Annotated in this window: 20 protein-coding genes; 7 read left to right on the top strand and 13 right to left on the bottom strand. The window is 68.8% G+C overall.

Translation table 11 applies throughout. The features are described from left to right. Nucleotides 1–29: 29 nt before the first annotated feature. The 8 genes from HQ306_RS12155 to HQ306_RS12120 all read right to left on the bottom strand — a co-directional run bounded on the left by HQ306_RS12155 (nucleotide 30) and on the right by HQ306_RS12120 (nucleotide 8,885). Nucleotides 30–1,004, bottom strand: a complete 975-nt coding sequence (locus tag HQ306_RS12155; protein WP_222631619.1) for a 2-hydroxyacid dehydrogenase — start codon at nucleotides 1,002–1,004, stop codon at nucleotides 30–32. Beyond that, the gene (locus tag HQ306_RS12150) at nucleotides 1,001–2,314 is read right to left on the bottom strand and encodes an enolase C-terminal domain-like protein (RefSeq protein ID WP_222632580.1); all 1,314 of its coding nucleotides are present in this window, start codon (nucleotides 2,312–2,314) and stop codon (nucleotides 1,001–1,003) included. Before HQ306_RS12150 ends, HQ306_RS12155 begins: the two co-directional genes overlap by 4 nt. Nucleotides 2,315–2,597: 283 nt before the next feature. Then, the gene (locus HQ306_RS12145; RefSeq protein WP_222631617.1) at nucleotides 2,598–3,314 is read right to left on the bottom strand and encodes a sulfite exporter TauE/SafE family protein; all 717 of its coding nucleotides are present in this window, start codon (nucleotides 3,312–3,314) and stop codon (nucleotides 2,598–2,600) included. A gap of 10 nt (nucleotides 3,315–3,324) precedes the next feature. Beyond that, entirely contained in the window at nucleotides 3,325–4,356 is a 1,032-nt protein-coding gene (locus tag HQ306_RS12140) for a dipeptide ABC transporter ATP-binding protein (protein WP_308115342.1), read from the bottom strand. Then, nucleotides 4,328–5,347, bottom strand: coding sequence for an ABC transporter ATP-binding protein (locus HQ306_RS12135; protein ID WP_027504708.1), 1,020 nt, complete (start codon nucleotides 5,345–5,347; stop codon nucleotides 4,328–4,330). The genes HQ306_RS12140 and HQ306_RS12135 overlap by 29 nt, the downstream gene beginning before the upstream one ends. Then, entirely contained in the window at nucleotides 5,344–6,327 is a 984-nt protein-coding gene (locus HQ306_RS12130; protein WP_261769874.1) for an ABC transporter permease, read from the bottom strand. The genes HQ306_RS12135 and HQ306_RS12130 overlap by 4 nt, the downstream gene beginning before the upstream one ends. Nucleotides 6,328–6,338: 11 nt before the next feature. Next, nucleotides 6,339–7,265, bottom strand: a complete 927-nt coding sequence (locus tag HQ306_RS12125; protein ID WP_222631615.1) for an ABC transporter permease — start codon at nucleotides 7,263–7,265, stop codon at nucleotides 6,339–6,341. Between the two features lie 72 nt (nucleotides 7,266–7,337). Continuing rightward, the gene (locus HQ306_RS12120) at nucleotides 7,338–8,885 is read right to left on the bottom strand and encodes an ABC transporter substrate-binding protein (RefSeq protein WP_222631613.1); all 1,548 of its coding nucleotides are present in this window, start codon (nucleotides 8,883–8,885) and stop codon (nucleotides 7,338–7,340) included. Nucleotides 8,886–9,255: 370 nt separating this feature from the next. Here HQ306_RS12120 and HQ306_RS12115 point away from each other — a divergent pair, with 370 nt between their 5' ends. Next, nucleotides 9,256–10,275, top strand: coding sequence for a 2-hydroxyacid dehydrogenase (locus HQ306_RS12115; protein WP_222631610.1), 1,020 nt, complete (start codon nucleotides 9,256–9,258; stop codon nucleotides 10,273–10,275). After that, nucleotides 10,272–10,658: a universal stress protein gene (locus tag HQ306_RS12110; RefSeq protein WP_222631608.1), complete on the top strand. Its 387-nt coding sequence runs from the start codon at nucleotides 10,272–10,274 to the stop codon at nucleotides 10,656–10,658. The genes HQ306_RS12115 and HQ306_RS12110 overlap by 4 nt, the downstream gene beginning before the upstream one ends. A 31-nt stretch (nucleotides 10,659–10,689) precedes the next feature. Here the strand turns inward: HQ306_RS12110 and HQ306_RS12105 are convergent, their stop codons facing one another. The 5 genes from HQ306_RS12105 to HQ306_RS12085 all read right to left on the bottom strand — a co-directional run bounded on the left by HQ306_RS12105 (nucleotide 10,690) and on the right by HQ306_RS12085 (nucleotide 16,482). Then, complete coding sequence (locus HQ306_RS12105; RefSeq protein ID WP_027504713.1) at nucleotides 10,690–11,583, bottom strand: LysR substrate-binding domain-containing protein; 894 nt, start codon at nucleotides 11,581–11,583, stop codon at nucleotides 10,690–10,692. Between the two features lie 33 nt (nucleotides 11,584–11,616). After that, nucleotides 11,617–12,879 carry a glucarate dehydratase family protein gene (locus tag HQ306_RS12100; protein ID WP_222631606.1) on the bottom strand — a complete coding sequence of 421 codons (1,263 nt, stop codon included), beginning with the start codon at nucleotides 12,877–12,879 and terminating at the stop codon, nucleotides 11,617–11,619. Beyond that, nucleotides 12,876–13,829 (bottom strand): 5-dehydro-4-deoxyglucarate dehydratase, encoded by a 954-nt coding sequence (locus HQ306_RS12095; RefSeq protein ID WP_222631604.1) that lies wholly within the window; start codon nucleotides 13,827–13,829, stop codon nucleotides 12,876–12,878. The genes HQ306_RS12100 and HQ306_RS12095 overlap by 4 nt, the downstream gene beginning before the upstream one ends. 72 nt (nucleotides 13,830–13,901) lie before the next feature. After that, a complete protein-coding gene (locus HQ306_RS12090) occupies nucleotides 13,902–15,500 on the bottom strand; it encodes an aldehyde dehydrogenase (NADP(+)) (protein ID WP_027504716.1) in 1,599 nt (532 codons plus the stop codon). A gap of 184 nt (nucleotides 15,501–15,684) precedes the next feature. Further along, a complete protein-coding gene (locus HQ306_RS12085; protein ID WP_222631602.1) occupies nucleotides 15,685–16,482 on the bottom strand; it encodes a TspO/MBR family protein in 798 nt (265 codons plus the stop codon). A 362-nt stretch (nucleotides 16,483–16,844) separates the two neighbouring features. Here HQ306_RS12085 and HQ306_RS12080 point away from each other — a divergent pair, with 362 nt between their 5' ends. The 5 genes from HQ306_RS12080 to HQ306_RS12060 all read left to right on the top strand — a co-directional run. After that, nucleotides 16,845–17,402: an alternate-type signal peptide domain-containing protein gene (locus HQ306_RS12080; RefSeq protein WP_222631595.1), complete on the top strand. Its 558-nt coding sequence runs from the start codon at nucleotides 16,845–16,847 to the stop codon at nucleotides 17,400–17,402. 49 nt (nucleotides 17,403–17,451) lie between these two features. After that, nucleotides 17,452–18,012, top strand: a complete 561-nt coding sequence (locus tag HQ306_RS12075) for a hypothetical protein (protein WP_222631593.1) — start codon at nucleotides 17,452–17,454, stop codon at nucleotides 18,010–18,012. Continuing rightward, on the top strand, nucleotides 18,009–18,569 hold the full coding sequence (locus HQ306_RS12070) for a signal peptidase I (RefSeq protein WP_222631591.1): 561 nt from the start codon (nucleotides 18,009–18,011) through the stop codon (nucleotides 18,567–18,569). The genes HQ306_RS12075 and HQ306_RS12070 overlap by 4 nt, the downstream gene beginning before the upstream one ends. Continuing rightward, on the top strand, nucleotides 18,566–19,144 hold the full coding sequence (locus HQ306_RS12065; protein WP_222631589.1) for a hypothetical protein: 579 nt from the start codon (nucleotides 18,566–18,568) through the stop codon (nucleotides 19,142–19,144). The genes HQ306_RS12070 and HQ306_RS12065 overlap by 4 nt, the downstream gene beginning before the upstream one ends. Further along, nucleotides 19,137–20,481, top strand: a 1,345-nt coding sequence (locus HQ306_RS12060) for a signal peptidase I (protein ID WP_222631587.1), incomplete at its 3' end; no start/stop codon positions are given. The genes HQ306_RS12065 and HQ306_RS12060, both read left to right, overlap by 8 nt.

Genomic DNA, 20,481 nt, shown 5'->3' with positions numbered 1-20,481 from the left:
GTGGTGACCGGCCTTCGTCCTGTTCGGGGTCAGCCGACCAGGTTGATCAGCGGGGTCCCGTCGGCGAGATGCCGGATGTTGGCGACGATGTCGCGGCAGCGGCCCTCGAACGTTCGGCGCGTGATGCCGGACGAGTGCGGCGTCATCAGCACGTTCGGCAGGCTTCCGAACGGGAGTGCACTCGGCTCGCCTCGCCCGTCCGGGCCGGGGTAGCTGTACCAGACGTCGATGGCCGCGGCGCCGAGCTCGCCGGTCGCCAGCGCGTCGTGTAGCGGCCGCTCCTGCACCAGCGGCCCGCGGCCGACGTTGATCAGGACTCCCGCCGGCCCCAGCGCGCGGAGCTCGTCCGCGCCGATCATGCCGGTCGTCGCCGCGGAGAGAGGTGCCGAGACGACGACGATGTCCGACTCCGCCATCAGCCGCGGAAGTTCCGTGGCATCGCCGGCCCAGTCCAGGCCGTGAGCGGCCACGTCGACGGCTCCGCGTCCGGTCACGGCGGCGCCGAGGCAGCCGAGGGTGCGCAGCAGCGACCACGAGCGCTGCCCGATGTGGCCGAAGCCGACGAGGCCCACGCGGGCGCCCGCTGTCGCGGACGGCTGGGGCAGCGTGTCGTCGTACACCGAGGTCGACCAGACACTCTGTCGCAGTGCGTGATCCTGCGTCAGGAAGCCACGCCGCAACAGCACCGCAGACGCGAGCACGTACTCCGCGATGGAGTCCTCGTGGTGGAACGTGTTGGCCAGCAGTGTGGTCGATGGAAGGGCCGCACGGGCGACGTTGTCGACGCCGGCTCCCGCGACCTGGACGAGTCGCAGGCCCCGGCCCGCCTGCGCCATGGCCTCGGTGACCCGGCCCCCGACATGGACGTCCGCATCGGCGAGGTCGGCGACGAGCGCGTCCTCGTCGAAGCGTTCGTGCCACGACACGACGGTGCCGTCCGGCATCCCCGCCTCGACGGCGTCCCGATGCGGGAGGAGGTTGCGGTCCGCGACGACGACCTTCATGCGCGCTGCAGGCAGGGGCGCTTGCTGTCGAAGGTCCAGTTCGGCACCAGGTACTGCATGCCGACCGCATCGTCGCGGGCCCCGAGGCCCTCGCGCTGGTACAGCTCGTGTGCGGCCTCGACGCGCTCCATGTCGAGGGTCACTCCGAGACCCGGCACGTCGGGGACGGTGAGGTACCCGTCCACGATGGGGAACGGATTCGTCGTGATGCGCTGCCCGTCCTGCCAGATCCAGTGCGTGTCGATGGCGGTGATCTCACCGGGAGCGGCAGCTGCGACGTGCGTGAACATGGCGAGCGAGACGTCGAAGTGGTTGTTGGAGTGCGATCCCCACGTAAGACCCCAGGCGTCGCACAGCTGCGCGACGCGGACCGATCCGTTCATCGTCCAGAAATGGGGATCCGCGAGCGGGATGTCGACGGCGCCGGATCGAATGGTGTGTCCCATCTCGCGCCAGTCGGTGGCGATCATGTTGGTGGCGGTGGGCAGGCCGGTCGCGCGCTTGAACTCGGCCATCACCTCGCGCCCGGAGAATCCGCCCTCGGGTCCGACCGGGTCCTCCGCGTAGGCGAGCACGTCGCGCAGACCACGGCAGGTCTCGATCGCGTCCTTCAGGAGCCACCCGCCGTTGGGATCCAGGGTGATCCGCGCAGAGGGGAATCGTTCCGCGAGCGCACGGACCGCGTCGGCCTCCTGCGCTGCGGGGAGTACGCCGCCCTTGAGCTTGAAGTCCTGGAAGCCGTACCTGGCGTGCGCCGCTTCCGCGAGTGCGACCACGGCGTCGGGAGTCAGTGCCTCCTCGTGGCGCAGACGGGACCAGGCGTCGGCGGAACTGCCCTCGTCCGAGGGTGCGCGGTACGCGAGATCCGTCTTGTTCCGGTCGCCGAGGAAGAAGAGATACCCGAGCGCCTGCACTCGGTCGCGCTGGCGGCCGTCGCCGAGCAGGGCCGCGACGCTCACACCCAGGTGCTGGCCGAGCAGATCGAGCAGTGCGCTCTCGACGGCCGTCACGGCGTGTACGGCGATCCGCAGATCGAAGGTCTGGGCGCCGCGTCCGCCGGAGTCGCGGTCCGCGAACGCGCGGCGCATCGCGTTGAGCACGGCGTGGTAGTTGCCGACCGAGGCGTTCTCGACGAGGACGCGGGCGTCCTCCAGGCAGCGGCGGATGGGCTCGCCACCCGGCACCTCGCCCACACCGGTGCGCCCGTCGGAGTCGGTCAGCACGACCAGGTTCCGGGTGAAGAACGGTGCATGGGCGCCGCTGAGATTCAGCAGCATGCTGTCGTGGCCGGCGACGGGAACGACGCGCATCGCGGTGACGACGGGCGTGGCATAGGAGGTTCGGACCTCGGTGACGGTGCTCACGTCGACGAGCCTAGGGCGGGTGATTCATTCCCGTCCAACACCATTTGTGGATGCAGCTATGCAGGGTGAGTATCGATCGAGTGCGCCGGCGCCGAGTGCGCCGGCGCCGAGTGCGCACATCTGCCATGAAGCGCACACCCCGTCCAGCCGGCTGTAGCGGGTGTGCGCTCACCAGAGGGTGTGTGCGCTCCCGGAAGCGCCAGCGCTGCACCCACCGCAACCGCACACCTCACACCACCGCATCGACCAGCAGCACGAGCGCACCACCCGCCGAGACGACGATGGACACCCATCGCAGCCGACGACGGTCGAGTACGCGGTTCACCCAGCGCGAGGCCACGTACCCGAGTGCGACGACGGGCAGGAGCAGGGCGCCGGTCGCCAGGGAGTGCGCGTCGAGGGAGCCGGTGACCCCCAGCGCGGCGAGCGACATCAGGGAGCCGATCAGGAAGAAGCCGCTCATGGTGCTGCGCAACGCGGCGCCGCTGCTGCCGCTCCAGATCAGCGCCATGGGTGGCCCGCCGATGGAGGTGGCGGTGCCGAGCAGTCCGGACGCGGCGCCCGCGGTCATGAGCGATCCGCGTCGCGGTGTCGGCGACCAGCCGATCGCCGTGGCCACGACGCCGAACAGCACCACTGCGCCGAGCATGATGGAGACTCCCCGCTCGGGCAGCACGACGAGCAGCGCGGCGCCGGCGATCACGCCGGGCACCCGTCCCACCAGTGCCCAGCCGGCCCCGCGCACGTCGATGCTCGTGCGCTCCCGCACCACCACCAGCGCGGTGAGCGCGGTGGCGAGCAGGATGATCGTGCCGGGCACCATCCGCGGATCGATGATGGCCAGGACGGGCGCCGCGACCATCCCCATCCCGAAGCCGATGGACGACTGGAGACACGACGCCGTGAAGATCGCGACGCCCACGACCAGCCATTCGAGGCCCGTCACGCGAGCACGGTCATACGGCCACGGCGTCCGATCTCGGGTGGTGGCACTCGGCGATGTGCAGGTTCCCGAGACGCCCGACCGACGGGGGGATACCCGTGGCGCAGACGTCCGTCGCGTGCGCGCAGCGCGTGCGGAAACGGCAGCCCGACGGCGGGTTCAGAGGCGACGGGACCTCTCCCTCCAGGAGGATGCGCGAACGCCGGGTCGAGGGATCCAGCGTCGGGGCTGCCGACATCAGTGCCTCGGTGTACGGGTGCGTGGGGTGGTCGAAGACGTCGTCGGTCGGACCGGTCTCGATGATCCGGCCGAGGTACATGACGGCGACCCGGTCGGCGACGTGGCGCACCACCGACAGATCGTGCGAGATGAAGACGTAGCTGATGCCGAGCTCCTTCTGCAGATCCGAGAGCAGGTTCAGCACCTGCGCCTGGACCGACAGGTCGAGAGCCGAGACGGGCTCGTCGCACACCACGACACTCGGGTCGAGTGCCAGGGCCCGCGCGATGCCGAGACGCTGGCGCTGACCACCGGAGAACTCCTGCGGGTAGCGGTGCTCGTCGCTGGGGCGCAGACCGACGAGGTGCAGCAGCTCCCGGACGCGGGCGGCGCGGTCGCGCTTGGTCTTGTACATCGTGCGATGCGTGTGCCACGGCTCCGAGATTATCTCCGCCGCCGACATCCTCGAGTTGAGCGATCCGTACGGGTCCTGGAAGACCATCTGGATCCGACGACGCCACGCCAGCAGTTCCTTGCCCTTCAGGCCGAACGGATCGACGCCGTCCCACGACACGGTGCCCGTGTCGGGTCGTTCGAGCATCATCAGCGTGCGCGCGAGTGTGGACTTGCCGCAGCCGGACTCACCGACGAGGCCGAGGGTCTCGCCGCGTCGCAGCTCGAGGTCGATGCCGTCGAGTGCCCGCAGTTTCTTGTGGCCGCCGCTGCCGGCGGCGACGTCGAACGTCTTGGAGACTCCACGGACCTGGAGCAACGGTGCGCCCTGCGTGGCCGCGGCCTCACTCGCCACTGTCGTCGTAACGGACACCGGACACCTCCTCGGGGAAATGGCATGCGGTCGCACGGCTGGTGCCGGCGACACTGCGGAGTTCGGGGCGCTGCGCGACGCAGACGGCGCGCGCGATGGGGCATCGGGCCTGGTACACGCATCCCGGCGGGATGGAGTGCAGATCCGGCGGGGTGCCGCCGATGGACTTCAGGTGCTCGCCGCGCACGGTGGCGACGGGGACCGAGTCGAGCAGTCCCTTCGTGTACGGATGCTGCGGTGAGCCGAACACCTCGGCGACGGGTCCCGTCTCGACGACGGTGCCGGCGTACATGACGGCGACGTCGTCGGCTTCCTCCGCGACCAGCGCGAGGTCGTGCGTGATGAGGATGACGGCCATGTCGTGCTCGGTGCGCAGGTCGCGCAGCAACGACATGATCTGCGCCTGCACGGTGACGTCGAGAGCGGTGGTGGGCTCGTCCGCCAGCAGCACGGTGGGCCCCAGGGCGACGGCCATCGCGATGAGCAGGCGCTGACGCATACCGCCCGAGAACTGGTGCGGGTAGGAGTCTGCGCGCGACTCGGGCTCCGGGATGCCCACCCGCTCCATCAGCGAGATCGCTTCGACACGTGCAGCTTTCGCCGACATGCCGCGGTGGATGCGGAACGGTTCCGCCAACTGTGTGCCCACGGTGTAGACGGGGTTCAGTGCCGTCAGCGCGTCCTGGAAGACGATGGCGAGCTCGGTGGCGGCGATGCGGCGTCGAGTCCTGGAGTTCGCCGTCACCAGATCGGTGTCGCCGAGCATGACGGTGCCGTCGACGATGTCGGCGATCGGCTCGAGCAACCCGACGAGGGCCTGGGCCGTCATGGACTTGCCGCAGCCGGATTCGCCCAGCAGTGCGAGTGTGCGGCCGCGCTTCGCGCTGAACGACACTCCGTCGACGGCACGCACGGTGCCCGACGGGGTGCGGATCTCGACGGTCAGACCGTCGACCTCGAGCGCGGTGCGGGCGAGAGCGGGAGCACTCATCGACGTGCCTTTCTCTTCGAACGCGGGAGGGTGAGGCGCCAGCGCTGCGCCGGGTCGGTGGCGATGCGGGCCCACGCGGCCAGCACGGTCGCGGACACGGTGGTGATGACGATCGCGAGTCCGGGGAAGAACGACAGCCACCAGGCGCTCTGCAGGTAGGTGCGGCCCTGGGACACCATGAGGCCCCAGCTGATGTCGGGTGGCTGGATCCCGATGCCGAGGAAGCTGAGCGACGACTCGGCCAGCATGACGAAGCAGAAGTCGAGCGTGGCGACGGTCAGCAACGTGGGCAGCAGAATCGGCACCACGTGGCGACGGATCACCGCGCCGCTGCCGGCGCCGAACGTGCGGGCCGCGTCGACGAAGACTCGCGATCGGAGTTCCGCGCTCTCGGCGCGGGCCGTGCGGAGGTAGATCGGGATGCGGGTGATGGTCAGGATCAGCACGATGTTCGCGGCGCTGGGGGAGAAGACGTACAGCACGACGACGGCCATCAGCAACGACGGGAAGCTCATGATGACGTCGGCGACGCGCATGGCGGCGGTCTCGCGCCAGCCGCGGTGGTAACCGGCCCACATGCCGATGATCGAGCCGATGATGCCGGACAGGATGACTGCGGGGATCGCGACCGACAGCGTGGTCCGGCTGGCGAGGATCAGGCGGGCGAGCATGCTGCGGCCGAGCGGATCGGTGCCGAGGATGTTCATGACGCCGGTGTCGAGGGAGAACGGTGCCAGGTTGGATCGATCGAGGTCCTGACGGGTGGCGGCGTCGCCGACCAGCATGGGACCGAAGATCGCGGTGAGGAAGACGAGCACCAGGATGCTCGCCGCGATGGTGGCGACGCGGTCCCGCAGCAGCAGACGCCACAGCGGCATGGAGGTCGTGCGCGAGGGCGCCGCGGACGCGGCGTCCGGGGTGGGCGGCAGCACCGGGGGAACCGGAACGCCCGAGCTGTCCTTGCTTGCTTCGAGTGTCATGGGTGTACCTCTCAGACCTTGGCCTTGTCGCGAACCCGTGCGTCGAGCAGCGCGTAGCACGCGTCGATCACGATGTTCAGAACGAAGATGCTCACGGCCGTCAGGAGGACGGCTGCTTGGAGGACGGCGAAGTCGCGCTGCAGGATCGCGTCGATCATCAACTTGCCGATGCCGGGCCACCCGAAGATGGCCTCGACCACGACGGCGCCGTTCACCAGGCCGACGGTGAGGTCGCCGGCGACGGTCAGCGCGGGTGCCGCGGCGTTGCGCAGCGCATGGTGGGTGACGACGCGCAGATCGCCGGCACCCTTGCTGCGAGCGAGGCGGACGTACGGGGCGGAGAGGGCGGAGACCATCGCGCCGCGGACCACCTGGGTGAGCACGCCGAGCGGACGGATGAGCAGTGTCGCGATGGGGAGCACCCATGCGACGGCGCCCCCGGTGCCGGAGGTCGGCAGGACACCGAGCACCACGGCGAAGATCCAGACGCCGGTGATGGCGAACCAGAAGTCGGGGATGCTCGCGGCCGTCATGGACAGCAGGCTCGAGAACCGGTCGGCGAGAGAGTTGGGACGGTACGCGGCCCAGCAGCCGATGACGATCGAACCGATCACGGCGAGGAGCATCGTGACGAACGCGAGCTGCAGGGTGGCGGGGAAGGCGCGCAACGCCATGGTGGACGCGGCTTCGCCCGTCCGGAGCGACTCACCGAAGTCGAGGTGCAGCACGCCGCCGAAGTAGTCGACCATCTGTGTCCACACGGACTGGTCGAAGCCGTTCTGGGCGGCGAACGCCTCGCGCTGGGCGGGTGTCGCCGACTCGGGAAGGTAGAGGCTGGTCGGATCACCGGTCAGACGAGCGAGGAAGAAGACGCCGATGAGGACGACCAGAAGTGGGACGAGGCTGGTGTAGACGCGGCGTCGCAGAAAGGCGAACATGGCGGTCACTCCCTTCCGGAGGAGGGGCTGGTCGGCCTCTCGATCGAGGTGGGCTGCTGGTCGGGGTCGTGATCAGTCGGTCGCATCGGAACTCCGGGTCATCTCGGCCAGTCGCATCTCGTCGACGGTGGCGGAATCGGGGGTGTAGTCGATGCGCGGGTCCTTGGCCAACACACCGTTCATGTGCGCGATGTACGCCATCTGCGTGATCTCCTCGGGTTCACGGGCGAAGAGATCGGCGAACGCGGTCTGTCGCTCCTCGTCGGTCAGCGATTCGGCCTCGTCGATCCCCTCGTCGAAGTCGGTTGTGCCGTAGGAGCTCTGGAAGCCGTCGCTGCGCATGTACTGATCCATCGTGAACGCGGCGTCGCCGGCCTGATTGCCGTGCTGGATCACCAGCAGGTAGGGCCCGACGTTCGGGAACGGCCGTTCCTGGAACTCGGCGGTGGCCGCCGTGTCCTTCATCTCGATCTTCACGTTCAGGCCGATGCCGGCCAGCGCGTTCTGGATGACCTCGACGGTCTCGTTGATCTTCGGGAACTGCCCGGTGCGGCCGATGAGGCGGATCTCGGTGTCGACGGGAACACCGTCGGCGCGAGCCTCGTCGATGAGGGCCTTGCCCTTCTCCATGTCGTACGGCCACGGGGTGAGCTCGTCGTTGTAGCCGACGACGCCGTCCGCGATGAGTTGCGCAGCGGGCGCTCCCATTCCGCGGAACAGAGCCTTGACGATGCCCGCACGGTTGATGGCGTAGTTGATCGCCTCGCGCACGCGCTGATCGTCGAGTGGCGGTGTGGTGGCCTGCATCCGCAAGGCGGTGGTCTCGTTGTTCGGGAAGGCGACACCGAGGTCGCCGGCTCCGTCCTCGGGGCCGAGGCCGGTCGCGATGTCCGCCTCGCCGTTGGTGACCATGGCGGCGCGGACGCTGCCCTCGGTACGCCACTGGTAGACGGCCCGCGTGAATTCCGGTGCGTCGCCCCAGTAGGTGTCGTTGCGCACCAGGGAGAGTCGCTGGCCGTAGTCCCACGAGTCGATGCGGTACGGGCCGGTACCGATCGGCTCGCGGGTCCGCTCGGCGCTACCGACCTCGCTCTTGACCATCTCGATGAACGAGAGCCGAAGCGGCAGAATCGGATCGGGAGTCGGCGAGGCGACGGTCAACGTCGTCGGATCCACGGCGCGGACGGTGAGGTCGTCGTCGCCGAAGACGTATCCCTCGACGTTGCAGGCCAGATCGGAGTTCACGGCGCGATCGACCGACACGGCGGCGTCCTCGGCGTCGAACGGTGTGCCGTCGCTGAAGGTGACGTCGTCGCGCAGGCGGATCGTCCACTCGGTGTCCGACGTGCGCTCCCACGACGTGGCGAGCTTCGGTTCGAGGTCACCCGTGGTGGGGTCACGCTCGATCATGGGTTCGGTGATGTTGGACCGCGTGACCACGCCGATGGCCGTCAGCGAGACATCGCACGGCTCCAGGGTCGGTGGTTCCTGCGGCAGCACGATCCGGACGGTGTCGGGACTCGCGGCGTCTCCGCTGTCCGAGTTCGCGACGGTGCATCCGGTGAGGAGTGCGGACGCGGCGATCACCGACACCAGGGATGTGGCGCGGGTGGATCTCATGGATTCCTCCAAGCTGAGGGGGCTTCACCGGGTGCGAGGTGTCGGGGCTGACGACGCACGCCGAGTGGAGCCGATGGACCGCCTGTGACGGTAGACACACGGTAGGAGTGGGGGGAGTGACCGTCAACAGGCGATCGGCCGGGAAATCGCAGTTCGGGGCCGATTTCGGGCTCGCCGTGACGGCGTCGAGCGGTCCGCATCACACTGCCGAGGCTCTGACCTGCTGCGTCACGAGAAGACACGATATCAATACCGGAAGAGTATGGATCCATGCTAATTGCGTGTTGGACCGGTATTCGTCGGCCGACATACGATCACCCCAGAGGATGGCCGTCGCTCCCGGTGGCCGTCGCACGGTGAAGGAGGCGGCATGACCGACGGTGGAACGCCGAGCTCGAACGGATCGGCATCGAGTCCCGATGAGGCGCAGCGATTTTCGCGCGTTCTCCGGGTCGGCGGACTCAAGCCTTCGCTCATGGAGACACTCGAGGCCGGCGGCGCGCTGGTGCTGCCGGACGACGATCGCGACGATGTGCTCGGCCGGCACGCCGACGAGATCGTCGCCGTCGTGACGTCCGGCCGTGTCGGCGTCAAGGCGGACCTCATGGACCGCCTGCCCGCGCTGCGCGCGATCGTCCACTTCGGAGTCGGGTACGACGGCACCGATGCCGAGGAGGCCCGCCGCCGCGGGATCGGTGTCAGCAACACTCCGGACGTCCTCACCGACGCCGTCGCCGACACCGCCCTCGGGCTGCTCATCGACACCCTCCGCGGCTTCTCCGCCGCCGACCGCTACGTGCGCGCGGGCGAGTGGACCACCAAGCCCATGCCGCCGTTGGCGCGGCAGGTCAGCGGATCTCGGGTCGGCATCCTCGGTCTCGGGCGCATCGGCGGCGCCATCGCGCACCGCCTCGAGGCCTTCGGCTGCACCATCGGCTACCACAACCGCAACGTCGTCGAGTCGAGTCCGTACCGGTACCACTCGTCTCCGCGGGAACTCGCTGCGGCAGTGGACGTTCTGGTCGTGGCCGCAGCCGGCGGACCGGAGACGCAGCAGCTCGTCGACAGGGAGACGCTGGACGCACTGGGGCCGGACGGCTTCCTGATCAACGTGGCTCGCGGCAGCGTCGTGGACGAGGACGCCCTCGTCGAGGCGCTGCAGAGCGGACGGTTGGCCGGCGCCGGGCTCGACGTCTTCGCCCACGAACCCGAGGTGCCGGACGCGCTTCGCGCCCTCGACACCGTGGTGCTGCTTCCCCACGTCGGGAGTGCCACGGTGCAGACTCGCGCCGCGATGGAAGCACTCACCCTCGAGAACCTGAACTCGTTCCTCGCCGACGGCACGCTCGTGACGCCGGTCTTCCAGCCCGATCAGAAGGAGACCCGATGAGCGTCGTCGTGGGATACGCGGACACCGTCGAGGATCGCAACGCACTGTCGTTCGCGTTCCGCGAGGCCAAGATGCGCGGTACCGACGTCACCGTCGTGGTCGACGGTGATCGCAGTGCGGTCGACGAGCTGATCATGGCTGCCCGCACCGACTCCGGCGCCGACGGCGTGGCGGCGCGGGTGGCGGAGCCGGTACCCGGCCGCTCGCACGCCGACAACCTCGTCGACATGTCCTACGAGCCGGATGTCGAGCTCCTCGTCATCGGCGTGCGTCGCCGCTCACCCGTCGGAAAGCTGTTGCTCGGCAGCCTGTCTCAGCGTGTCCTACTCGACGCACACTGCCCGGTCGTGGCCGTCAAGCCGCCGGTCGAGGTCGCGCACTAGTTCGCGGACGCAGCAACCGCCGGCCGTGATCTCACTGCAGTGAGGTCACGGCCTTCACGTCCGTCAGCACACGGTGCAGGGCGGGGTTGGCGGCGTCGTGACGCCACGCGGCGTTCAGTCGCACAGGTTCCTCGGTGCTGGAACGGATCTCGCGGAACACGACGCCCTCGGTGTGCATCGTGCGTGCCGAGGCCGGCACCAGTGCGCAGCCCAGGCCGGAGCTCACGAGCATCAGCATGGTGTGCACCTGCGTCACGTACTGCACGTATCGAGGCGTGACCCCGGCGACGGTGAAGGTGCTGATGAGGAGTTCGTGGAAGTAGCGGGCATCCACCGGCGAGTACATGATCACGGGTTGATCGTCGAAGTGCGTCACGCTGAGACGCTCCACGTCGAGGAGTTCGTGCCCCTCGGGAAGCGCAGCGACGAGTGCCTCGCGGTGGATGGGCCGCGTCAGGATTCCCGGTCGCGTGACGGTGGGACGGACCAGACCGAGATCCAGTTCCCCGCTCGCCAGGGCGTCGATCTGAATCGACGACACCATCTCCCGCAGCACCAGTTCGACGTCCGGGAGAGCCGCGCGCACGTCCGAGAGCAGCCGAGGCAGGACGGCGTGCGCGGACGCCGCGGTGAAGCCGATGACGACGGTGCCCAGATCACCGGCGGGGACGCGCTTGACGGTCAGTGCGGCGCTCTCGGCCAAGCGGACTATCCGGCGGGCGTCGGGCAGGAACGCCACGCCGGCGGCCGTGAGGGTCACCGAGCGTGACGTCCGGTCGATCAGCTGCACGCCCAGTTCACTCTCGAGCTGTTGGATCTGCCTGCTGAGCGGGGGCTGGGTCATGTGGAGCCGCTCTGCGGCTCGGCCGAAGTGCAGCTCCTCCGCGACGGCGATGAAGCACGTCAGGCGCGAGAGCGAGAACATCGGCTCAAGATAGCCGACCGTGTGAACGGCCGGTCACCATCGCGGCGAGGAGTTGACGAAGTCGGGTTCGAGACTCTGGCGGTAGCCGGTGTCGTCACGGTCCCTGATCCCGCAGTCGAGGTACTGCTGGTGCAGCCTCGCCAGCGCGTCCTCGTCGAGTTCGACGCCCAGCCCCGGTCCCGTGGGTACCGCGACGGCGCCGTTCTCGATACGCAGAACGCCCGGGACCACGACGTCCTCGGTCTTCCACGGCCAGTGTGTGTCGCAGGCGTACGTGAGATTCGGCGTGGCGCCGGCGAGGTGCACCATCGCGGCGAGCGAGATGCCGAGATGGGAGTTCGAGTGCATCGACAGGCCGAGTCCGAAGGTGTCGCAGATGCCGGCGAGCAGCCGTGAGCGTTGCAGTCCACCCCAGTAGTGGTGATCGGACAGCACGACCCCGACCGAGTCGCGTCGGACCGACGGCTCGAGCTGATCGAACGCCACGACACACATGTTGGTCGCCAGCGGCATGGCGGCCTTGCGGGCCACCTCCGACATTCCGTCCAGGCCCGGTGTGGGGTCCTCGAGATACTCGACGACACCGGTCAGGGCCGACGCGACCTCGAGGGACGTGTCGACGGTCCACGCCGCGTTGGGATCCAGCCGCAGTGGGAGATCGGGAAACGCCTCGCGCAGCGCGTGCATCGCGGCGATCTCCTGCTCGGGTGGGAACACCCCGCCCTTGAGCTTGATCGCGCCGAAGCCGTACCGGTCGATCATCCGTCGGGCCTGCGCGACGATGCCCTCGGGATCGAGCGCGGCACCCCACTCGTCGTCCGCGGAGCCGGGGTGCCCGGCCCACTTGTAGAAGAGATAGGCACTGAACGGTACGGCCGTGCGCACCAGGCCACCGAGAAGATCGGAGACGGGCCGCCCGAGTCTCTTGCCCTGGATGTCGAGGCACGCCACCTCGAACGGCGAGTACACCCGATCGGTGGTGCTGGCCGTCGTGATCATGCCGGCCACCCCGTCACCACCCGTCACCGTCAGGCCACCCAGGCACTCGTCCACGACGGCGCGCAGCGCGTGGAGTGCGAAGACGTCCACCCCGACCATGGCCTCGGCAGCAGCGTTCAGGCGAACGAGATGCGCGGTGTCGGCGTAGGTCTCGCCCAGACCCACGGCGCCGTCGTCGGTCCGGATCTGCACGATCGCGCGCAGAGCGAACGGCTGATGGACTCCGACGGTGTTGAGCAGCGGCGGGTCGGCGAAGGCGACGGGGGTGACGGTGACGGAGGTGATGCGGCTGCTCACGAGTGCACGGCCTCCTTGGTGACCGAGTCGGCTGCGAGGGAGTCGGCGAGCACGGCGCGGCCGGCTGCGATGATCGCAGTGAGGGCCTCCACGTCCGCGGGGGCGGCGTCGATCAGCGGTGCCCGAACGGGGCCGGCGGCAACACCTTCGAGGGTGACGCCCGCCTTGATCAGGGAGACGGCGTAGCCGGGTACCGAGTCGCGCAGACGCACGAGTGGGTGGAAGAACTCGCGCAGCAGGGCGTCGGTGAGCGTGACGTCGTCGTTCTCGAGCGAGGTGTAGAACGCCAGGGCCAGCTCCGGGGCGAAGGCGAACGTGGCCGACGAGTAGAGCGTGACGCCGATGGCGCGGTAGGCCTGCTGCGAGACCTCGGCCGTGGGCAGTCCGTTGAAGAACTGGAACGCCTTGCCGGTGGGCGCCAGGGAGTCCTCGACCGCACGCACGATACGCGAGACGCGATCCAGATCGCCTGTGCCGTCCTTGAATCCGACGACAGTGGGGAAGTGGGCGACCTCGACGGCGGACGCCTCGTCGTAGCGCGCGTTGCCGCGGTTGTAGACGATCACCGGCAGGTCGGTGACGGAGGTGACCTCGCGGGTGTACTCGACCAGGCCGGCCTGCGGCATGGTCACCAGGTAGGGCGGGAGCAGCAGGATGCCGTCGGCACCGTTGTCACGAGCGGATCGGGCGAAGATCTTCGCCTGGGCCACCGAACCACCCGCGCCCGCGTAGACCGGGACGCGGCCGGCGACGGTACGCACCGCGGTGGCGACGATCTCGCCGAACTCGACGGCTTCGAGAGCGTGGAACTCACCGGTGCCGCAGGCGATGAAGACACCGCCGGGGCCCGCGTCGACACCCTTCGCGATGTGCTCGGCGAGAAGTGCGTGGTCCACCTCGCCGGAGTCGGTGAAGGGGGTGACAGGGAAGAAGAGGACGCCGTCGAGCATGAGATCTCCTGGTGTACGAGGGTGTGGTGCGGGAAGGCCGGAGGCCGGCCGGTGTGGTGCGGGAGGGTGGAATCAGTCGCGGGAGAGTTGGCCGTCGACACGCCGCCAGATGCCGTCGGGGTTGCCGTCGGCGATGGCGCTGGGGAGCAGCGCGGCGGGAACGTCCTGGTACGCGACAGGGCGCAGGAACCGCTCGATGGCGAGCGAGCCGACCGATGTCGAGCGTGAGTCGGACGTCGCCGGGTAAGGGCCGCCGTGGACCATCGCGTGGCCCACCTCGACGCCCGTGGGCCACCCGTCGAAGAGGATGCGTCCGGCCTTCAGCTCGAGGACGCGGAGCAGGCGTCCGGCGTCGGCGTGATCGGCGGCGTCGGCGTGGATCGTCGCGGTGAGCTGACCTTCGAGAGCGCGGGCCACGGCGGCGACCTGCTCGGCCGAGGTGCAGCGGACGACGAGCGCGGATGCGCCGAACACTTCGGCCTGCAACACGTCTCGGTCGAGGAACGTCGCGGCGTCGGTGCTGAAGAGTGCCGCGCGGCCGGCGTTGGGTGCGTCGGTGACGGTGCCGCGGGCGACCTCGTCTGCGGCGGCGCTCAGCGCGTCGACACCCTTGCCGTAGCTGTCGGCGATGTTCGGCGTCAGCATGGTGGTCGGGGTGCTGGCCGCGACGGCGTCCGCAGCGGCCGCGACGAAGGCGTCGAGTTCCGGTCCGTCCTGCGCGATGACGAGGCCGGGATTGGTGCAGAACTGTCCGGAGCCGAGCGTCAGGGAGGCGACGAAGGCGCGGCCCAGATCTGCGGCCCGCGTCTCGAGGGCGTGCGGGAACAGGAACACCGGGTTGATGGAGCTCATCTCGGCGTACACCGGGATCGGTTCCGGTCGACCGGCTGCGGCGCGTACCAGAGCGGTTCCGCCGGAACGGGATCCGGTGAAGCCGACGGCCTTGACGCGCGGGTCGGTGACCAGAGCGGTGCCGATGGTGCGGCCGTCGCCGTAGACGAGCGAGAACACTCCTGCCGGCATGCCGGTCGACGCGGCGGCCTCGGTGATCGCGCGGCCGACGTATTCGGACGTACCCGGGTGGGCGTCGTGGGCCTTGACGATGACGGGGCATCCGGCGGCGAGTGCCGATGCGGTGTCGCCGCCGCCGACGGAGAAGGCGAGCGGGAAGTTGCTGGCGCCGAACACGACCACCGGTCCGAGTGAGACCGTGCGCTGGCGGATGTCGGCGCGGGGAAGGGGTGCGCGATCCGGCTGTGCGGGGTCGATGCGGGCACCGTTCCAGCTGCCCTCGCGGAGCACCGAGGCGAACAGGCGGAGCTGTCCGCTGGTGCGGCCGACCTCACCGGTGATCCGACCGACGGGCAGGCCGGACTCGGCCACCGCGCGCTCGATGAGCGTCTCGCCCAGCGCCTCGATGTTGTCGGCGATGGCGTCGAGGAAGTCGGCGCGCGCCTCGGACGTGGTGGAGCGGTAGGCGTCGAAGGCCTCGTCCGCCGCCGCGCAGGCCGCGTCGACGTCGGCCATCGTGCCGTGCCGGTAGGCGGGCTCGAGATCCGCGCCGGTGGACGGATCGATGCCGTGGACGGTCGTGCCGGTGCCGGGGACGGTGGACCCGGCGATGATCAGCTCCCCGGTCAGAGGAGCGGTCGTCGTCACCGTTGCAGTCATCAGTGCATCAGCCCTTCTCGCAGTGCGTGGTTGTACACACGACGCTAAGGCGCCGTGTCATACAAGTCCAAGTCAAAATTGCACTGCAGCGATGCACTGTCGGTATCGACAGGGGTGACGCCTCGGTTCCCGCGGGCGTTGTGTGTTCCCGTGGTGGTTGCAGCGGCCGCGGGAACACGGAACGTCAGCGGGAGCGCACTCGCACGGCGACCGTGCCCACGAGAACGACGACTGCCGCCGTCGCGGCAGTCCACCCGACGGTGGTGTTCAGGACCTCGCCGGACAGGCGCCCCTGCGCGACCCACCCGAGTCCCCACGCGAGAGACAGTGCGGGCGCGATCCGTCCGGCGGAGACGGTGGCCAGGAACAGTCCGACGAGCGCCGCGACGACGAGAACGAGAACGGCCCACAGGGTGGCCGCCGACTCGACGCCCGTCGACGCGAGCCATGCGCTGACGTTCGCGACCGTCGCGATAGCCACCCATCCAAGGTAGAGGCCCATCGTCCCGTCGGTGATCACCGTGTCGACGGCGGTGGTCCGCGGAGCCGCGATCAGCCGCGCGAGCACGAACGCCAGGCTCGCGAGCAGCGCGACGATCACGACGACGCTCAGCAGTACCTGCCCGAACTGCACCACGGTGATCCACGCGGCATTGAGCAGCATCGTCACGGCGATGGGTACGCGGAGTGCTCGTTGCCGCTCGGACCGGCGCTGGGCGGGCAGAGCCTGCCACACCGCGTAGGCGATCAGTCCGAGGTAGATGACCGACCAGATGGAGAATGCGGGCCCCGCCGGTGCGACCAGGGTGGCGGTTGCGCTGAGGGCGCCGTCGGCTGCTTCGGCGATCGGTGTGCCGACCACGGCGCCCGAGCCCAGGAATCCACCGACGACGGCGATGATCGCGCTGACGACGACCAGGAGAACCTGGCCCGACGATGCGGGCTCGGTGCGCTGCCGAGGTGTGGCCGTGTCATGGGTCATGGGAGTCCTTCGAGCGAGTGGATGGTGGCCGTGGAGTGCCCGAAACCGCGATCCGAGAAACAGGGTGAAAGATTTGTGTGACCCACCATTCCAGTATCGGCATCCGGGATTGGCCGAAATTGCCCACTGGAACCGCTCTTACGCAATGGCGCAGTAATGGCTGATAATGGCTGGCTGGGGCCATTTCGCCGGGCCGCGCATGGTGTAACTTCCCGGGCGCGAACGGTTTTGAGATACGTCCCAAAGAGCTTCCCGGATCCCCCATCCGCTTTGGGACATGTAACGAATGGGTAATCAGCTAGCGAAGCAATGGTTGAACCGCGCCGACCTCCGGCGTGGAGGACACGACGGAAGTGAACCCCATGAACAAGACCACGAAGGGTGCCCTCGCTGCGGGTGCCGCCGGTATCCTCCTGCTCGGTGGCGCGGGAAGCTACGCGCTGTGGAGTGACGCCGAGACCGTCCAGGGCGGCACCATCACGGCGGGCAACCTGGACATCTCGCCGGTCGCCGCAGGTGTATGGACCGACGTCTCGCCGGGACCGGTCAAGACGCCGGGCCCCCTCGACATCACCACGTTCCGGATGGTTCCGGGCGACGTCCTCCAGTACAAGGCGCAGTACCGAGTACTCGCGGACGGCGAGAATCTTCGTGCGACCATCGCCGCGGATGCTCAGAGCATCCAGCGCACTGGCGAACTGACCCCGACGAACACCCCGGTGTCGTTGGTCAGCACGTACAACGGCACCCCCCTCGTCAACAACCAGATCACGGAGGCGGACAACAACCGCCTCGTCGATGTCACGGTGACCGTCACGTTCGTCGAGACGACGCCGAATCAGGTGGGAACCGAGGACTCGGTGAACCTGTCCGCCTTTCGGATCAACCTGCAGCAGGCCGCCCGCACGACTGCTCCCTGACGCGCCGATCTGCCTGATTCCGAACACCCATCCAGCGAGGTGAACTGACGTGCCGCGGAGAATGTGGCTCGGGGCGGCGGTCGTGGGGGCCGCCGCCCTGGTGTTCGGCTCGGTGCAGAGCACCGGGGCGCTCTGGCGTGACGACGTGACGGTGGCCGGTGCGACCGTTCGGACCGGAACGTTGTCACTGGCCACCGGATCGCCGTCCGGGTCGGACTACGTGTTCAGCGAACTGACCAAGAACCCGGTGGCTCTGAACGAGGCGGTGCAGGCGCCGCTGGTGATCACCAACACCGGTGACACCCCGCTACGCTTCCGGTTGTCCGCTGCGGGCCCGGCCGTCTCCACGGCGAACGCCGCCGCGACGGTGTCCCTCGCCGGCGCGGTGCTGTCGTCTGGCGCCACGTGCTCCGCGACCACTCCGATGGGGACGGCCTTCGGAACCTTCACGACGTCCGCTCCGACCACCGCGGTTGCCCCGTTGTGGCAGAGCCTTGCCAAGGGTGCGAGTCAGACCTGGTGTATCAGAACGACTCTCACTCAGGTCACGTCGACCAGCGCGGTGGCCTACACCCACCGCTTCGCCTTCGCAGTGGAGCAGACACGATGACGACACACGAGGACGCGACCGAGCGCCGCACCGGTCCGTTGTGGTGGATCGGCACCGTTCTGTCCTGGGTGCTGCTGATCGGCGTGGTGGGTGTACTTCTGGCCGCCGTGGTCGTGCCGAAGTTTGCCGGGGCGCAGCCGTACACGATCCTCACCCAGTCGATGGAACCCACCTACCCTCCAGGCACCCTCGTCGTCGTCAAGCCCAGCGAGCAACTGAGCGTCGGATCATCGATCACGTACCAGATCCGCTCGGGCGAGCCCGACGTCGTGACACACCGCATCATCGCGACCGGTCTGGACAAGGACGGCGCTCGGGTCTACACCACTCAGGGCGACAACAATCCGCAGCCCGACCCGGATGTCGTGCAGCCGGGCCAGATTCGCGGCGCAGTCTGGTATGCCATCCCGTACCTCGGCTACGTCAACAACTGGCTCACCGGTCAGACGCGCACCCTCGTCGTGGGTGCCGGCGCTGCACTGCTGTTCCTCTACGCCGCAGCACAGTTCGTCTCGGCAGCGCGGGACCGACGACGTACGGGTAGGCACGCGTCGTGACGTTCTCGGTGAGCACCGCCACCAGCGTACGTCTGCGAGCGATCCTGGCGTCCGGCCTGGTGTTCGGCCTCGGCACCGTCGGGACCCTCGCCGCGTGGTCGACGTCCTCGACGACGACGTCCGGCCAGTTCCTCACAGGGTCGGTCGACATCACCGTCAACGGAACAGAGGGCGCACCTACGCCCGCCACGATCACCCTGCCCGCGGGAAACATCCTGCCCGGCAGGTCGACTGCGGCGCTGGTCAACGTCCGGAATGCTGGAACCCTCCCGTTCACCTATATACCGACGGCGACAACGGCTGAGGGCGGTCTCGGAGCCAACCTGACCACCACGGTGAGAGCGGGAGCTACTACCGGAACCACCGCGGGAGCCACGGTCACCTCCACTACGAGCGGCCTCACCTGCACTGGCGGGAACTCGTCGGTCCTGGGCACGTCCCGCCCGATTGCCGTAGGCGCGACGGAGCCCTTCTGTGTTCAATTCGACCTGGCGAGCGGCACACCCAACAACTTTCAGGGTGTCAGTAGCAACGTCACGTTCACCTTCGCCGCGACGGGGGTGGCAAGTGGCTGACAACGCCGACATGTCCGACACGTCCGCACCCGACACATCGGACGCAGGCCGACGATTCGCCGACCGCACACTCACCGTGGCCGCTGTGCTCGGCGCCCTCTGCATCGTGTTCGCGGTCTGCGCCTCCGTGTTCTCGTTGACACCCTTGGTCTTCCGATCGGGCTCGATGGAACCGTCGATTCCAACCGGATCGCTGGCGCTCGCGCGGGAGACTCCCGCGGTGGAGGTTCAGGTCGGAGATGTGGTCAGCGTGCTGCGATCCGACGGATCCCGCATCACTCACCGCGTGGACCGCGTCGACTTCGCCGAGGGGGAGACCGCCGTCCTGATCCTGAAGGGTGACGCCAACTCCACACCGGACGCCGATCCGTACATCCTGTCCACGGTCGATCGGGTTGTCGCGCACGTGCCGTACGCGGGCTACGCGGCGTCCTGGTTGTCCACTCCGTTCGCGTGGGTCGTCGGTGGTCTCGCCGCGGCGGCTCTGCTGTACGTCGTTGTACGGCCGACGAGCCTCCGTCGGGAGACAAGTTCCGGTCGGGAGTTGCCCGCCCCTGCCGGTCGACACCGAGTCCACTCCGGAGTCGCGACCGTGCTGGTCGCGGTGGTGGTGATTCCCGGGTTCGCTGCGACTCAGCGAACCGAGGCCGCACTGCAGGACACTGCGCGGGCGAGCGCGGTTCCAGCGGCGGCGACGCTGCTTCCGCCCGCATCGCTCAGATGCGACAACGTGAACTCGAACTCAGTGAGGTTGACGTTCCCCAAGCGTTCGTCCCCCGGGCCGGTCTTCGACTATCAGCTCTCGGTCGCAGGGATGACGCCGACTGCGCTACAGCCCAGCACCACGGATCCTGTGGTGTACGAACTCACCCGCGGATTTCTCGGGGGTCTTTTGACCGTCGGCAGCAGAACTGTGGATGTGAGAACGACTCTCGGTTCGTGGATTTCGCCGACTTTCGTACGTCAGACCGTCAACTACTCATTACTGTCCGGTCTCACGTGTGCGGCAAATGGGAGCGTTGCAACATCCTCCTCTGGGGCCGCCACATCGTTCGGCGCTGCCCGCGTCGCACCGACCTCGGCGGCACCCGACACCACGACCGCAGCATCGTCAGCGACCGCGACCACATCGGCCGCGCCGACCACTACGACAACCGCGCCCCCGGTCACCTCGACCACCACCACGACCGTCGCCCCGGCTCCGACCACCACACCTCCTGTGACGACGACGACAGCCCCGCCGCCGCCCCCGGCACCGCCGGGACGCCCGCGCGGTGCCGGCGCACCTGCCGGTGGCGGCTTCCGTGGTCGTCCCGGTGGCGGTGGCCGTCCCGGCC

This window comes from Rhodococcus sp. BP-160, from assembly GCF_019836205.1.
Lineage (GTDB): Bacteria > Actinomycetota > Actinomycetes > Mycobacteriales > Mycobacteriaceae > Rhodococcoides.
Note: the sequence above shows the minus strand (reverse complement) of the source record. Positions and strands in the feature narration are given on the sequence as shown.